The sequence below is a fragment of the Variovorax sp. UMC13 genome (genome assembly GCF_014170375.1).
Taxonomy (GTDB): Bacteria; Pseudomonadota; Gammaproteobacteria; order Burkholderiales; family Burkholderiaceae_C; genus Variovorax.
The window spans coordinates 291,169-304,919 of sequence record NZ_LZZW01000031.1 but is presented as its reverse complement, the minus strand read 5'-3'; the positions used below and the strand labels follow the sequence as shown (position 1 = coordinate 304,919).

The window sequence follows — 13,751 nt, the reverse complement described above, 5'->3', positions numbered from 1 at the left end:
GTGAACACGACGCCACTTTTTCCATCCCGTTCCCACAACAGATCCACAGGAGACACCCTCATGAATTTCACCCCCTCCCTCCGGCAGCAAGCGCTGCGTTGCGGCGCCCTGGTGCTCGCGCTCGCCGCCCCCGCGGGCGCCTTCGCGCAGGTCGCCAACGTCAATGTCGACCAGGAGATGCAGGCCCAGGCCCAGCTCATGGCCACCAAGCCCGAAGGCCCGGCCGACCAGCCCTGGCTGCAGCACATCGGCGGCAAGAACATCGACACCGCCAAGTACAAGAAGAAGGGCCCCTACACGCTGTGCTTCTCGAACGCCAGCGTGGGCAACCCCTGGCGCGTGGTGGGATGGAACACCATGCAGGCCGAGGTCGAGCTCAACAAGGCCGACATCAAGGGCTTCGAATACGCCGACGCGCAGGGCAAGGACGAGAAGCAGATCTCCGACATCCGCTCGCTGGTGAACAGCGGCAAGTGCGATGCGCTGATCGTCTCGCCCAACACCTCGGCCGCGCTCACGCCGGCGGTGGAGGAGGCCTGCAAGAAGCTGCCGGTCGTGACCTTCGACCGCTCGGTCAACAGCCTGTGCCCGGTCACGGCCGTGCGTTCGGTCGGCGGCTATGCCTGGGGCAAGGTCGGCGCCGACTTCATCGCGGCCAACGCACCCAAGGGCGGCAAGGTGCTGGTGCTGCGCACCGCGCCGGGCGTGGACCTGTTCGAGACCCGCTGGGCCGCCGCGAAGAAGGTGTTCGACGATGCCGGCCTCAAGGTGGTGGGCAACGAGTTCGTGGGCGGCGACCGCGCCAAGACCAAGGCCACCGTGGCCGACTACCTGAGCCGCAGCGGCAAGATCGACGCGGTGTGGGTCGACCTCGGCGCCGTGTCGGTCGCCGTGGCCGAGGCCTTCGAGGACGCGGGCCAGCCGTACCCGGTCATCACCGGCGAGGACCAGCAGGACTACCTGCAGGCCTGGAAGAAGAACGGTTTCAAGGGCATCGCGCCGACCTACCCGGCCTACCAGTGGCGCACCGCCGTGATCGCCGCGCTCAAGACCCTCAAGGGCGAACCGCTGCCGGGCCCGACCTGGGTGCTGCCGCAGCCGAGCATCACCGCCAAGGAGCTGCCGCTGTACGTCAACGAGAAGCTGCCGCCGCTGCATTACTCGATGTGCGGCTGCGAGAAGATGCCGGGCTACCCGCAGCGCTGGGGCGGCAAGCAGTGATGGCCCGGAAGATCGACTACCTGATCCTGGGCGGCGGCACCGCGGGCTGCGCGCTGGCCGCGCGGCTGTCGGAGAGCGCGGACAAGCAGGTGCTGCTGGTGGAAGCCGGCCGCGACCTGCGGCCCGATGCCATGAGCGACAGCATCCGCAGCCGCTACCCCGGCCTGGCCTACCTCGACAAGCAGAACCTCTGGACCGCGCTGGTCGCCACCGTGAGCGGCGCGCCCACGCGCCAGCCCCACCGCACGCCGCGCGGCTACGAGCAGGCGCGCGTGCTGGGCGGCGGCTCGGCCATCAACGCGATGGTGGCCAACCGCGGCGCGCCCGACGACTACGACGAATGGGCGCGGCTCGGCGCCGAAGGCTGGAGCGGCGAGCTCGCGCTGCAGTACTTCCGCAAGCTGGAGCGCGACTGCGACTTCGACGACAAGTACCACGGCCAGACCGGGCCGGTCCCGGTGCGCCGGCTCGCGCCGGGCCGCGTGTCGCCCTTCGTGCAGGCGGTGTGCCGCTCGCTCAGGCTGCGCGGCCATCCGCAGCATCCGGACCAGAACGGCGAGTGGAAGGACGGCGTGTTCCCGGCCGCGATCGCCACCAGCGACGACGGCCAGCGCGTGCCCGCCTCGATCGTCTACCTGACGCCTGAGGTGCGCGCGCGCCAGAACCTGCGCATCCTCACCGACACCCAGGTGCAGCGTTTGCTGTTCGACGGTGGCCGCGTGGTCGGCGCCGAGGCTGGCGGTCAGCCGCTGCATGCGGCGCAGACCATCGTCTGCATGGGTGGCATCCATTCGGCCGCGCTGCTGCTGCGCAGCGGCATCGGCCCGGCCGCCGACCTCGAGGCGCTGGGCATCACGGTGAAGGCCGACCGGCCCGGCGTGGGCGCGAACCTGATGGAGCACCCGCTGACGGCCGTCTCGACCTACCTGCCGCCCGCCTCGCGCATGAAGGACCTGGCCGAGCACCACGACCAGGCGCTGCTGCGCTACACCTCCAAGAGCATCCCCGACGCACCCGCGGGCGACATGCACGTGGCCATCATCGGCCGCACCGCCTGGCATGCGATCGGGCAGCGCATGGGCACGATGCTGGTGTGGGTCAACAAGTCCTACTCGCGCGGCACCGTCAAGCTGCGCTCGGCCGATCCGAACGAGGAGCCGGCGGTGGACTTCAGGCTGCTGTCCGACCCGCGCGACCTGGCGCGGCTCAAGGAGGGCTTCACGGTCGCGGCCAAGGCGCTGGCCGACGCGAACCTCGACGGCGTGCGCGGCACGGTGTTCCCCACCAGCTACTCGGAGCGCGTGCGCCGGGTCTCGGCACCCGGTGCCTGGAACGCCTTCCAGATGGGCATGCTGTCCTTTGTGCTCGACTGGGCCGGGCCGCTGCGCGGCGCGATCGTGCACGGGCTGATCACGCTGGGCGTGCGCATCGACGACCTGCTGGCCGACGACGCCAAGCTCACCGAGTTCGTGGGCAACGGCGTGGCCGGCGTGTGGCATGCCTCGGGCACCTGCAAGATGGGCGCGGCCGACGACCCGATGGCCGTGACCGACGGCGCGGGCCGAGTGCACGGTGTGGAGGGGCTGCGGGTGTGCGACTCGTCGATCATGCCGTCGATCCCGCGCGCCAACACCAACATGCCGACCCTGATGCTGACCGAGCGGATCGCGGACCTGATCAAGGCCGAGGCGGCGCGCTTCGCGGTGGGCGACCGGCGCGTGGCCTGAGCGGCTTCAGCGGGCCGCGAAGGCGCGCTGCAGGACCTGCGCGAGCGTGCCCACCAGCGCCTCGCGCTGCGGCGAGGCGCGGCGGAAGTGGTGCACCACGCCGCCGCGCGCTTCCCATTCCGGATGGTTGCGTGCCGGCTGCACCGCGCGCACCGCATCGGCCGCGGCGCGCGTGGGCGCATCGCCGTCCTTCGCAGCCTCGGTGTCGATGCGCTGCGTGGCCGCATGGCCGCGCCGCTCCAATGCCTGGGTGAGCTGCAGCTGCCAGGCGGCCAGCGCGTACAGCACCTTGTCTTCCACCGTGAGCTCGTGCAGGTCGCGCAGCTTGTTGGCGAGCTTGCGGCCCAGCGGGCCCCAGCCCTGCGAGACCGCGCCGCCGATGGCACCGCCCAGCGCAGCACCCGCGCCCAGCGACAGGCCGGCCAGCGCGAGGTCGGCCACCACGCCCACGGCCACGCCGACCGCCGCCCCTTTGCCCAGGCGCAGGCTCGCGTCCTTGAGCGCCTCGGGGCTGAAGAAATCCATCGACCAGCGGCCTTCGAGCAGCGGCAGCGCGGCCTCGGCCGCATCGCCTTCGCGGAAGCCGTAGAGCGCCAGCAGGTCGGAGGTGCAGCGCTGCGCCTTGGCCGACACCGCCTGCTGCAGGGCCGCGACCTGCGGTGCGCGGCGCGCCGCGTCCTCGAACTCGGCCGCCGGCAGCGTGCGGCGCGTGGCGGCCACGTCGACCAGCAGCTCGGCGATGCGCGCGGCGGCGTCGCCGCGGCGCTGGGCGAACTCGGCGTCGAGCGAGGCGATCACCTCCTGCAGCTGCGCGCGGCGTTCGCGCAGCAGCGTGACCAGGTCCTGGTAGAGCTCGTGCTCGGCACCGACGAAGGGAGCGGCCGCATCGAAGCGCACCACCGCATGCATGCCGTAGGCCGCCAGCAGCTGGCGCCATTGGTCTTCGCGCGCCGCATCGTCGCGCACGAAGTTGAGCACCGGCAGCACCGGCCGCGCGCAGGAGCGCAGCAGCTCGATCTCGTCGCGGTACTTGGGCAGCACCGGTTCGCGCGCATCGATCACCAGGAAGGCGGCGTCGACCTCGAGCAGCGTGCGCAGCACCTTGGCCTCCTGTTCGAAGCTGCCGTGCGCCTCCGGGCCCTCGAGAAAGCGGCGGATGCGCTCGGGCGGCGTGGGGGCGTCGCCGAGTTGCGCGATGTGTTCGCGCAGGCTCACCGCGTCTTCCAGCCCGGGCGTGTCGAAGAACTGCACGGCCGCGCGCTCGCGCACCTTGAGCTCGATGCGCTCCACATGGCGCGTGGTGCCCGGCCGCGCCGACACCTCGCCGAAGTCGACGCGCCGGGTCAGCGTGCGCAGCAGCGAGGTCTTGCCGGCGTTGGTGTGGCCGACCACGGCGATGCGGATGGCGGGGTCTTGCATGCTCATCCTCCCGCCAGCGCATCGCCGAGCCGCGCATGGACGGCGATGCGCTCGAGGCCGCAGTCCCGCAGCCAGTCGCGCCAGCGCTGCACACCGGTCTCGGGCAGCGCAGCGCCGCCGTCCTCGGCCAGCAGCCACAGACCGCAGTCGCCGCAGTGGGCGAGCAGCTCGCGCAGCAGGCGTTCGGTGCCGCGGTCGGGGCTGGCGGCCGCGCGACAGGCCAGCAGCAGGGCGCGCGGCCGCAGCTGCGCGGCGGTGTCGAGCAAGGTGCGCCGGGCCTCGGCGCTGCCGTCGATGCGCAGCGCCCGCGCATCGGCGGGCAGGCCGGCCGGCGGCCAGGCGACGTCGGGCGGCAGCTCGAAGCCGACGGCGAGCAGCGCGTCGCCGGTGTCGAGCGGGCGCGCGGGAGCGGGCGGGTGTTCGGCACCGGGGTCGGCATCGACGATGGCGCGCGGCGCCAGTGCCTCGAAGCGCGCGGCCAGCCGGCGGTGGCAGGGCGCATCGAGCGCGGGTTGCAGGCCGCGCCGGCGCCACTGCCACATCGCGACGCTCAGCAGCAGGAGCAGCATGCGCGGCAGCAGCCCGTAGACCACGATGCAGCCTGTGAGCCACAGGGCCCAGCTACGCTGGCCCGCCGCATCGGCCATGCCGCCCGGTGCCAGCACCACGCCGGCGTCGGGGGTGGCGAAGCCGAACACCGCGGGCAGGCGGCCCAGCCATTGCACCGCCTGCAGGAAGAACTGCGGGTCGAGTATGGTGGTCTCCCAGTTCAGCGTGTAGCGGTGGAAGGCCAGCGCGAAGAGCAGGGCGGCCAGCACGACCAGGAAGGACAGCGTCCAGATGCCATGGCTCACCAGCCCCAGCGCCCAGGGCAGCAGGCGGGCGCGTGCCAGCAGCCGGGTGGCGGCGCGCATCAGCACCGGGGCCTGGCCCTGGCGCCCGCCCGCGACGCGCGCCGTGAGCGTCATCCAGAGCCAGCCGAAGGACAGGCGCGGTGCCCGCAGGGGCAGCAGCAGGCCGAGCAGCCAGGCCAGCAGCGTGAGCAGGTGCAGGCCCAGCAGGCTGACCAGCGCCGCCATGATGTTGATGCGCCGCTCGGCGCCGCCGACCACGCTGCCCGCCAGGCCCAGGCCCGCGAGCACGATGGCCAGCACCAGGCCCAGGCCGATCCAGGGCGCCCACTGGCGGGCGCGTGCGAGTTCGTGTTGGAGGCCGAGACGCTGGCCCAGCAGCTGCGCGCGCAGCGCGATCCGGCCGGGCAGGTCCGTCCGCCGGGCCATGGCTTCGCGCATGGCGGCCGCATCGTCGAGCGGGCCGGCTTCCTCGATCAGCTGGACGGCTTCGGTGATCAGCGCATTCGGCGGCGGCGTGGCGGCGGTCGGGCGCGATGCGATGTTCAACGGCGTTTCTCGGTTCTTCTTCGGCGGCACCGGCGCAAGGGGCCGGCAGGGTGCGGGAAATTATGCCGTGCGCACCAACGCGAAGGGGCCGCGAACGGCCCCTTCGGATGGCCGGCCTTGCGGTCGGCGCTTTGGTTTGCCGGGTTCAGCGCAGGCCGAAGAACGACAGCACAGCAACCACGACCACGACCAGACCGACGATGTAGATGATGGAATTCACGCGAGGGCTCCTCTTTGTTGACAACAGCGACAGCCTCTCACGCAGCCGTTTTTTCACTGTCGGCGGCCAGCGGCGTGTGCTGTAGGACGCACCGATCTTCGCGGGGGCGCCGCCAGGTGGCCCGCAGAATGGCCGCTGCGCTCACTTCCTGTCACCGATCTCCATGCCCACGCCTCGCCTTCGCTCCTTCCTCCTCCTGTGCAGCCTGGCTTTCAGCGGCCTCTGCATCGCAGCCGAGCCCGCCAGCGACGACCGGCGCCAGGCGCGCCTGTTCATCGATCCCGCAGGTCAGGCTCAGTTCAGGCCGCCCGCAGGCTGGAAGCCCTTGTCGACCGCCGAAGCGCAGGGCAAGCGTTTCTTCTTCTACAGCTACGCGCTGCCCGGCGTGAACGGCGTGAAGGGCGCACGGGCCGTGGCCCGGGTCTCGCTGAAGCCGGTGTCGCGCTCGGTGCGGCTCGCCGACCTGACACCCGAGGAGCAGAAGGCGGCCGAGCATGCCAGCAGCGCCGCCATCGAGGACATGCAGCGCGAGGTCGACGCCATGCCCGGGCTCGACTTCCTGGCCGGCGGCACGCAGTACATCTACACCGCGCTCGAGGACGGCCAGCGCTTCCACTATTCGCAGTTCATCAACGTCAAGGGTGTGACCCGGGAAGATCAGGCGCTGCGTCCTGCGGTCGCGATCGGGTTGCGCTGCCGCAACGCGGTCGCCGAGGGTGCGCCGGGTGCGGCCAGGGCCGCGGAGGCGCTGGAGGCGAGTTGCTACCAGACGATGCTGGGCCTGCAGACGCGCTGAAGGGCGCAGGGGCGGACCGGTCGCGTGTCGGCATCGCGTCGGCGGCATGACGCCACCGAAACGTCATGGACGCTTCACCCACGCGTCACGGCCGCTGCCTACGCTCGCGGGCTCCTCTGGCTCTTGTCCCCGACTCCTCCATGTCCCAGTCCAAAGATCCGCGCGAGCTTCGTTCGAGCGCGCCCGATGCCGCTTCCGTCACCGCAACGCCTGCCGGCGAAGGTCCGGCGCGTCGACAACTTCTCAAGCTCGGTGCCGGCCTGCTGGCCGTGACCGGCAGCTCCCTGCTGGCCGCCTGCGGTGGCGGCAACAACGATGCGGCCGCCGCGCCCGCGCCCCCCGCGCCGTCGCCCGCACCCGCGCCGGCCCCCGGCCCGGCACCGGCGCCCGCGCCGATCTCCAGCTTCGCGCTCGCCGTGATGCCCGACACGCAGTTCTACGCCCGCTATGCGACCTCGGCCGAAGGCAGCGAGTACATGACCCGCTTCGGCAACGAGCCCTTCTCGGCCCAGACGGGCTGGATCGTGGCCAACGCCAAGGCGCTGAACATCCCCTTCACCATCCACCTGGGCGACGTGGTCGACCAGGTCGGCAAGCCCGACCAGTGGAAGGTGGCGGACGCCGCGATGAAGCTGCTCGAGGCCGCCAAGCAGCCCTACAGCGTGCTGGCCGGCAACCACGACGTGCTGCGGGACATCGACTTCGGTGTCGATCCCGTCGACGGGACCGAGGCCAACCGCAACCTGGCCAACGAGCCCTACCTGCAATGGTTCGGCAAGACGCGCGCCGCGGCCCAGTCGACCTTCCGCGGACGCGACCCGAGCGGCTTCCACGAGTACCACGTGTTCGAGGCGCAGGGCCAGAAGTTCATGGTGCTGTCGCTGTCGTGGCGCATCTCCGATGCCGGCATCGTTTGGGCGCGTCAGGTGATCGCAGCCAACCCGACGCTGCCGGTGATCCTGGCCAACCACCAGCTGCTCAACATCGACGCCGACGGCGTGAGCCCGCTGGAGACCGGCTACGGCCAGATGCTGTGGCAGAAGCTGATCCGCGACAACGACCAGATCTTCATGACGCTCAACGGCCACCACCACGGCGCGGCCCACCTCACGAAGACCAACGACTACGGCCATGCGGTCGAGGAGATGGTGGTGGACTACCAGATGGCCTACCAGGGCGGCAATGGCCTGATGCGGCTCTACGAGTTCGACCTGACGAACAAGAAGATCAAGGTGCTGTCCTTCTCGCCCTGGGTGCCGCAGAAGCCGGCCGCGACGCTGACCGCCTTCGACCAGGCGGTGCTGACCACGCCCAACGAGGAGTTCAGCATCGACATGGACTTCAGCCAGCGCTTCGGCGGCTTCAACAAGTCCTTCGGCGTCGGCGAAGCGACCGTCGCCAGCTCGCTGGTGGCGCAGGCCAAGGCCATGCTGCTCAAGAACTACGTCGAGCCCGTGGTCGCGACGCCGCGCCCGGCCGCCAATGCCGACGACTATCCCAAGGTCGCGAACACGCTGGCCCACTGGCGCTTCTTCGGCGGCACGGCGAACCAGGCGGTGCCGGTGGGCGCGGTGATCGCCGACGTGACGGGCGCCAATCCGCTGCACCGCGATGCGCTCAACCAGGGTGGTATCCAGAGCGCGCAGGCCGGCGACATCGTGTGGAGCGACGACCGCCATTTCCTGTCGGCCGCGCCGGGCTCGGTGCGCTTCCTCAACACCGACAAGAACGTGCCGCGCCTGAGCTACTTCCTCACCGATGCCGCCGCGCCGATCAATGCGCAGACGCTCGAGAACGGCTACACGGTCGAGGCCTTCATCAAGATCGACCCCAGCTGGACCAGCGGCAAGCAGGCCTGGATGAACATCATGACGCGCGACGGCATCCGCGGCCAGCTGCCGGGGTGGAACGGCGGCGACGCGGAATCGCCGCCGATGCTGTTCGCGATCTCCAGCCTGCGCGAAGTGCAGTGGGAAGTGGTGCCCACGCAGGGTTCGCGCACCGGCCGCACCAACTGGTCGGGCGAGATCATCGCGGGTGGCTGGGTGCACATCGCGATCGTCAACGATCCGGCCACGCACAACACCACGATGTACGTCGAGGGCGCGCCGGTGCTGCGCAACGCCGGCAACGTGCAGGGCCTGTCGACGCTGTCGGCCAGCTCGCCCTGGGTGGTCGGCGGCGGCTCGTGGGATGGCGGCCGCGCCGACGGCTTCTTCGGCAACATCGGCGAGGTGCGTGTGGTCGCGGCGGCGCTGAAGTCCTCGCAGTGGCTCACCGCGCGCGCCAGCTGAGGCGCGCCGGCGAGCGCTTCAGGACCTGATCACTGCTCGCCCAGGAAGCCGCCGCTCTGGTGCGCCCAGAGGCGGGCATAGAGCCCGCCCTGGGCCAGCAGGGTGGCGTGGTCGCCTTCTTCCACCACCTTGCCTTCGTCGAGCACGATCAGCCGGTCCATGGCGGCGATGGTCGAGAGCCGGTGCGCGATCGCGATCACGGTCTTGCCCTCCATCAAGCGGTACAGGCTGGCCTGGATCGCGGCCTCGACCTCGGAGTCGAGCGCGCTGGTGGCTTCATCGAGCAGCAGGATCGGCGCGTCCTTGAGCATCACGCGCGCGATCGCGATGCGCTGGCGCTGGCCGCCCGAGAGCTTGACGCCGCGCTCGCCCACATGCGCCTCGTAGCCGCTGCGGCCCTTGGCGTCGCCCAGCGAATCGATGAAGGCCTGCGCCTCGGCGCGTTCGGCGGCTTCGCGGATTTCGTCGTGCGGCGCATCGGGGCGGCCGTAGGCGATGTTGTCGGCCACCGAGCGGTGCAGCAGCGAGGTGTCCTGCGTGACCATGCCGATGTGCTTGCGCAGCGAATCCTGCGTGACCTGCGCGATGTCCTGCCCGTCGATCAGGATGCGGCCGCCGTCCAGGTCATGGAAGCGCAGCAGCAGGTTCACCAGCGTCGACTTGCCGGCGCCCGAGCGGCCCACCAGGCCGATCTTCTCGCCGGGGCGCACCGTCAGCGTCATGTCGTCGATCACGTTCGGGCGGCCTTCGCCGTAGCGGAAGCTCGCATGCTCGAAGCGCACTTCGCCACGCGGCACCACCAGGGCCGGCGCGGCCGGTGCGTCGAGCACGGTGCGCGGGCGCGACAGCGTCTTCATGCCGTCCTGCACCGTGCCGATGTTCTCGAACAGGCTGGTCATCTCCCACATGATCCAGTGCGACATGCCCTGCAGCCGCAGCGCCATCGCGGTGGCTGCGGCCACCGTGCCCACGCCGACCACGCCGCGCGACCACAGCCACAGCGCCATGCCGGCCATGCCGGCGGTGAGCGCCATGCTGAGGATGTGGTTGGTGATCTCGAAGGCGCTCACCAGCCGCATCTGGGCCTGGCCCGTGGCCTGGAACTCCTGCATGGCCGAGCGCGCGAAGCCGGCCTCGCGCTGGGTGTGCGAGAACAGCTTGACGGTGGCGATGTTGGTGTAGGCATCGGTGATGCGCCCGGTCATGAGCGCGCGCGCATCGGCCTGGGCCTTGCCGATCTGGCCCAGCCGCGGCACGAACCACGCGAGCTGCGCCACATAGAGCAGCAGCCAGACGATGAAGGGCAGCATCAGCGTGGTGTCGAGCACGGCCGCCAGCACGATCAGCGTGGCGACGTACACCCCCATGGCCACCAGCACGTCGGCCAGCACGAAGATGGTGTCGCGCACCGCCAGCGCGGTCTGCATCACCTTGGCCGTGATACGGCCGGCGAACTCGTCCTGGTAGAAGGCCATGCTCTGGCCGAGCATCAGGCGGTGGAAGTTCCAGCGCAGCCGCATCGGCAGGTTGATGGCCAGCGTCTGGTGCTTGACGATGGTCTGCAGGCCCACCACCACGATGCTCGCGACCAGGGCCGCGGCCAGCCACATCAGCGTGGTGCCGCGGTCTTCCCAGAGACGCGCCGGGACCTGGCCGCCGAGCCAGTCGACGATGCGGCCCAGCATGGCGAACAGCAGGGCCTCGAAGGCCGACATGACGGCGGTGAGCCCCGCCATCGCGGCGATCTTGCCGCGCGTGCCCTGGGTGCAGGCCCAGAGGAAGGCGAAGAAGCCATTGGGCGGCGGAACGGGTTCGGCGGCGGGGTAGGGCTGGAGAAGTCTTTCGAAGAAACGGAACAAGGCAGGCGCTCTTTCAAGTGAAAAAAGGCGCCAGGCGCCTTTTCGAGAGGGCTCCACTGTAGCGGGCGCGCGGCGCCCATGCCCGCATCAGGACTTTGGCGCGACCATCTGCCGCACGCGCCGTGCCAGTGCATCGAGCGTGAAGGGCTTGGTCATGATCTCCATGCCGGGCTCGAGGTGGCCATTGCCCACCACCGCGTTCTCGGCATAGCCGGTGATGAACAGCACCTTGAGCCCGGGGCGCGAGGCGCGGGCGGCGTCGGCCAGCTGGCGGCCGTTCATGCCGCCGGGCAGGCCGACGTCGGTGATCAGCAGGTCGATGGCCGCGCTCGACTGCAGCACCGCCAGGCCGGCCGCGCCTTCCTCGGCCTCGAGCGTGCGGTAGCCGAGTTCGCCCAGCACCTCGGTCACCAGCGAGCGCACCGAGGGTTCGTCGTCGACCACCAGCACCAGGCCGGCGCCGGGCACCTCGGTTGCATCGAAGGGCGCGGGTGCTTCGTAGGGCGCCTCGGCTTCGTGGTGGCGCGGCAGGTACACGCACAGCGTGGTGCCCATGCCGACTTCCGAATAGACCCGCACCTGGCCGCCCGACTGGCGCGCGAAGCCGTAGACCATCGACAGGCCCAGCCCGGTGCCCATGCCGATGGGCTTGGTGGTGAAGAAGGGCTCGAACACCCGTTGCGCGACATCGGGCGGCATGCCGGTGCCGGTGTCGGTCACGCACAGCGAGACGTACTGGCCGGTGGGCAGGTCGCGGTCGCGCGCGGCCCGCTCGTCCATCCACTGGTTGGCCGTCTCGATGGTCAGGCGGCCGCCGCCGGGCATCGCGTCGCGCGCATTGAGGCAGAGGTTGAGCAGGGCGTTCTCGAGCTGGGGTGGATCGACGCGCGTGATCCACAGCCCGACCGCGCCCACCACCTCGAGCCGGTTCTCCGGTCCGATGGTGCGGCGGATCAGTTCCTCCATGCCGCGGATCAGGCGGTTGATGTCGGTGGCCTTGGGGTCCAGCGTCTGGCGCCGCGAGAAGGCCAGCAGCCGGTGGGTGAGTGCGGCCGCGCGCTTGGCCGCGCCCTGGCCGGTGTGGATGTAGCGCTCGAAGTCCTCGTAGCGGCCCTGGCGCAGCCGGCGCTGCATGAGCTCGAGGCTGCCGGTGATGCCCGACAGCAGGTTGTTGAAGTCGTGCGCCAGCCCGCCGGTGAGCTGGCCCACCGCCTCCATCTTCTGCGCCTGGCGCAGCGCATCCTGCGCGGCCTCGCGCTCCTGCGATTCCTCGCGCAGCCGGGCCAAGGCGCTTTCGACTTCGTGGGTGCGCTCGGCGATGCGGGCTTCGAGGCTGTCGTTGAGCGCGCGCAGGGCGTTGCCGGCTTCCACCTTGTCGGTCACGTCGACGCCCTCGGCGAAGATGCCGGTGGCGGCGCCGTGGGCATCGAGGATCGGCTGGTAGACGAAGTCGAGGTAGCGCTCTGTCAGCGCGGCGCCGGGTTCGCGTTGCAGCGCGATGCGCAGGCCCTGGCCGACGAAGGGCACGCCGCTGCGGTAGACCTCGTCGAGCCGTTCATAGAAGCCCTGTCCCGTGAGTTCGGGCAAGGCCTCGCGCACCGGCTTGCCCTCGACCGCGCGGTGGCCGATGAGCTGCTGGTAGGAGGTGTTGACCAGTTCGAAGACATGCTCGGGCCCGCGCAGCACGCACATGAAGCCGGGCGCCTGCTGGAACAGGTCGCGCAGGCGGTCGCGCTCGGCGGTGCGCGCGGCCAGCGCCTCGGCGTTGGCCAGGCTGGGCGCGATCTGGCCCGACAGCAGCTGGACGAAGCTCATCGTGTCGTGGCTGGCCGGCGCATAGGGGCTGGCGCCGCACACCAGGAAGCCGGCCGCGCGGGCCGTGCCCTGGGGCGGCAGCGACACCACGAAGGCCGAGGGCGCGAGCCGGTCCCAGGGGCCGTGCGGGATGTCGTCGGCGCCGTCGAGGGATTGCACGAAAGAGGTCTCGCCGGCCGCGAGCCGGTCCAGTGACCAGGGCGGTGGCGTCGCGCGCGAGTGTCCGCGGCGCCAGCCGATGGCCGGGCGCGATGCCGGTGGCGCAGGCCAGCTGCGCGGCGCCGCTGCCGTCGAACAGGTACATCAGCGCGAAGGGCAGGTCGCGCTCGGCCTGGGCCAGCGCATCGCGGGTGGTCTGCACCACGGCCTCGCGCGTGTCGCTGGCCGCGAGCCCGGCGCCGAGCTCGCGCAGCGCGCGCAGGCGGCGTTCACTGATCACGCGTCCGGTGTCTTCGGAGACCGCGCAGAACAGGCCTTCGACCCGGCCGCCATGGCCCTGGAGCGGGCTGTAGGAGAAGGTGTGGTAAGTCTCCTCGGGGTAGCCGGAGCGTTCCAGCAGCAGCATCAGCGCATCGTCCCAGGTCGACTCGCCCTTGTCGTAGACCGTGCGGACGCGCCCTTCGACGTCCTTCCAGATCTCCGACCACAGGATCTGCGTCGGCATGCCCAGCGCGCGCGGGTGCTTGAGGCCCAGCGTGGGCCGGTAGGCGTCGTTGTAGAAGAAGGCGACGTCGGGGCCCCAGCCCAGCCACATCTGGAAGCGCGAGGTCAGTAGGATGCGCAGCGCCACCTTCAGCGCGTCGGGCCACTGCGCGGGTGGCCCGAGCGGCGTGGCGGCCCAGTCATGCAGGCGCATGCGCTGGGCCATCTCGCTGTCGCCGACGAAGATGTCGGCGTCCGGCGCCGCTTCGGAACCTGTCGGGTGCTTCATTTGGCGAAAAATGTAGCAGGCCGTTTTGGGCTGCCGCGTCGGACAACAGCCCAGCCGCGAAGCGGCCGC

Annotated in this window: 10 protein-coding genes; 5 read left to right on the top strand and 5 right to left on the bottom strand. The window is 70.9% G+C overall.

The window, feature by feature from the left end:
* Nucleotides 1–60: 60 nt before the first annotated feature.
* Entirely contained in the window at nt 61–1,221 is a 1,161-nt protein-coding gene (locus A9977_RS26465) for an ABC transporter substrate-binding protein (RefSeq protein WP_183027770.1), read from the top strand.
* Nucleotides 1,221–2,948, top strand: a complete 1,728-nt coding sequence (locus tag A9977_RS26460) for a GMC family oxidoreductase (RefSeq protein WP_183027769.1) — start codon at nt 1,221–1,223, stop codon at nt 2,946–2,948. Before A9977_RS26465 ends, A9977_RS26460 begins: the two co-directional genes overlap by 1 nt.
* A 6-nt stretch (nt 2,949–2,954) precedes the next feature.
* On the opposite strand, the gene A9977_RS26455 is transcribed toward A9977_RS26460, so the two are convergent.
* The 3 genes from A9977_RS26455 to A9977_RS34470 form a co-directional block, all read right to left on the bottom strand.
* Entirely contained in the window at nt 2,955–4,367 is a 1,413-nt protein-coding gene (locus tag A9977_RS26455; protein ID WP_183027768.1) for a GTPase/DUF3482 domain-containing protein, read from the bottom strand.
* A 2-nt stretch (nt 4,368–4,369) separates the two neighbouring features.
* On the bottom strand, nt 4,370–5,767 hold the full coding sequence (locus A9977_RS26450; protein ID WP_259652154.1) for a DUF2868 domain-containing protein: 1,398 nt from the start codon (nt 5,765–5,767) through the stop codon (nt 4,370–4,372).
* Between the two features lie 145 nt (nt 5,768–5,912).
* The gene (locus A9977_RS34470; protein WP_259652153.1) at nt 5,913–6,044 is read right to left on the bottom strand and encodes a hypothetical protein; all 132 of its coding nucleotides are present in this window, start codon (nt 6,042–6,044) and stop codon (nt 5,913–5,915) included.
* Nucleotides 6,045–6,150: 106 nt separating this feature from the next.
* Here A9977_RS34470 and A9977_RS26445 point away from each other — a divergent pair, with 106 nt between their 5' ends.
* Both A9977_RS26445 and A9977_RS26440 read left to right on the top strand, forming a co-directional pair.
* Nucleotides 6,151–6,783: a hypothetical protein gene (locus tag A9977_RS26445; RefSeq protein ID WP_183027767.1), complete on the top strand. Its 633-nt coding sequence runs from the start codon at nt 6,151–6,153 to the stop codon at nt 6,781–6,783.
* Nucleotides 6,784–6,923: 140 nt separating this feature from the next.
* On the top strand, nt 6,924–9,077 hold the full coding sequence (locus A9977_RS26440) for a LamG-like jellyroll fold domain-containing protein (RefSeq protein ID WP_183027766.1): 2,154 nt from the start codon (nt 6,924–6,926) through the stop codon (nt 9,075–9,077).
* A gap of 29 nt (nt 9,078–9,106) precedes the next feature.
* On the opposite strand, the gene A9977_RS26435 is transcribed toward A9977_RS26440, so the two are convergent.
* Together A9977_RS26435 and A9977_RS34465 are read right to left on the bottom strand one after the other, a co-directional pair.
* On the bottom strand, nt 9,107–10,936 hold the full coding sequence (locus A9977_RS26435) for an ABC transporter ATP-binding protein (protein WP_183027765.1): 1,830 nt from the start codon (nt 10,934–10,936) through the stop codon (nt 9,107–9,109).
* 87 nt (nt 10,937–11,023) lie between these two features.
* The gene (locus A9977_RS34465) at nt 11,024–12,910 is read right to left on the bottom strand and encodes an ATP-binding protein (protein ID WP_310936197.1); all 1,887 of its coding nucleotides are present in this window, start codon (nt 12,908–12,910) and stop codon (nt 11,024–11,026) included.
* Between the two features lie 79 nt (nt 12,911–12,989).
* Between A9977_RS34465 and A9977_RS34680 the strand changes: the two genes are divergently transcribed.
* Complete coding sequence (locus A9977_RS34680) at nt 12,990–13,526, top strand: hypothetical protein (RefSeq protein WP_183027764.1); 537 nt, start codon at nt 12,990–12,992, stop codon at nt 13,524–13,526.
* Nucleotides 13,527–13,751 lie beyond the last annotated feature (225 nt).

Coding starts and splice junctions, on each gene's coding strand:
- A9977_RS26455 (WP_183027768.1), bottom strand. CDS start 4,367: ATGCAAGACCCCGCCATCCGCATCGCCGTGGTCGGCCACACCAACGCC.
- A9977_RS26460 (WP_183027769.1), top strand. CDS start 1,221: ATGGCCCGGAAGATCGACTACCTGATCCTGGGCGGCGGCACCGCGGGC.
- A9977_RS26465 (WP_183027770.1), top strand. CDS start 61: ATGAATTTCACCCCCTCCCTCCGGCAGCAAGCGCTGCGTTGCGGCGCC.
- A9977_RS34680 (WP_183027764.1), top strand. CDS start 12,990: ATGGCCGGGCGCGATGCCGGTGGCGCAGGCCAGCTGCGCGGCGCCGCT.
- A9977_RS26445 (WP_183027767.1), top strand. CDS start 6,151: ATGCCCACGCCTCGCCTTCGCTCCTTCCTCCTCCTGTGCAGCCTGGCT.
- A9977_RS26440 (WP_183027766.1), top strand. CDS start 6,924: ATGTCCCAGTCCAAAGATCCGCGCGAGCTTCGTTCGAGCGCGCCCGAT.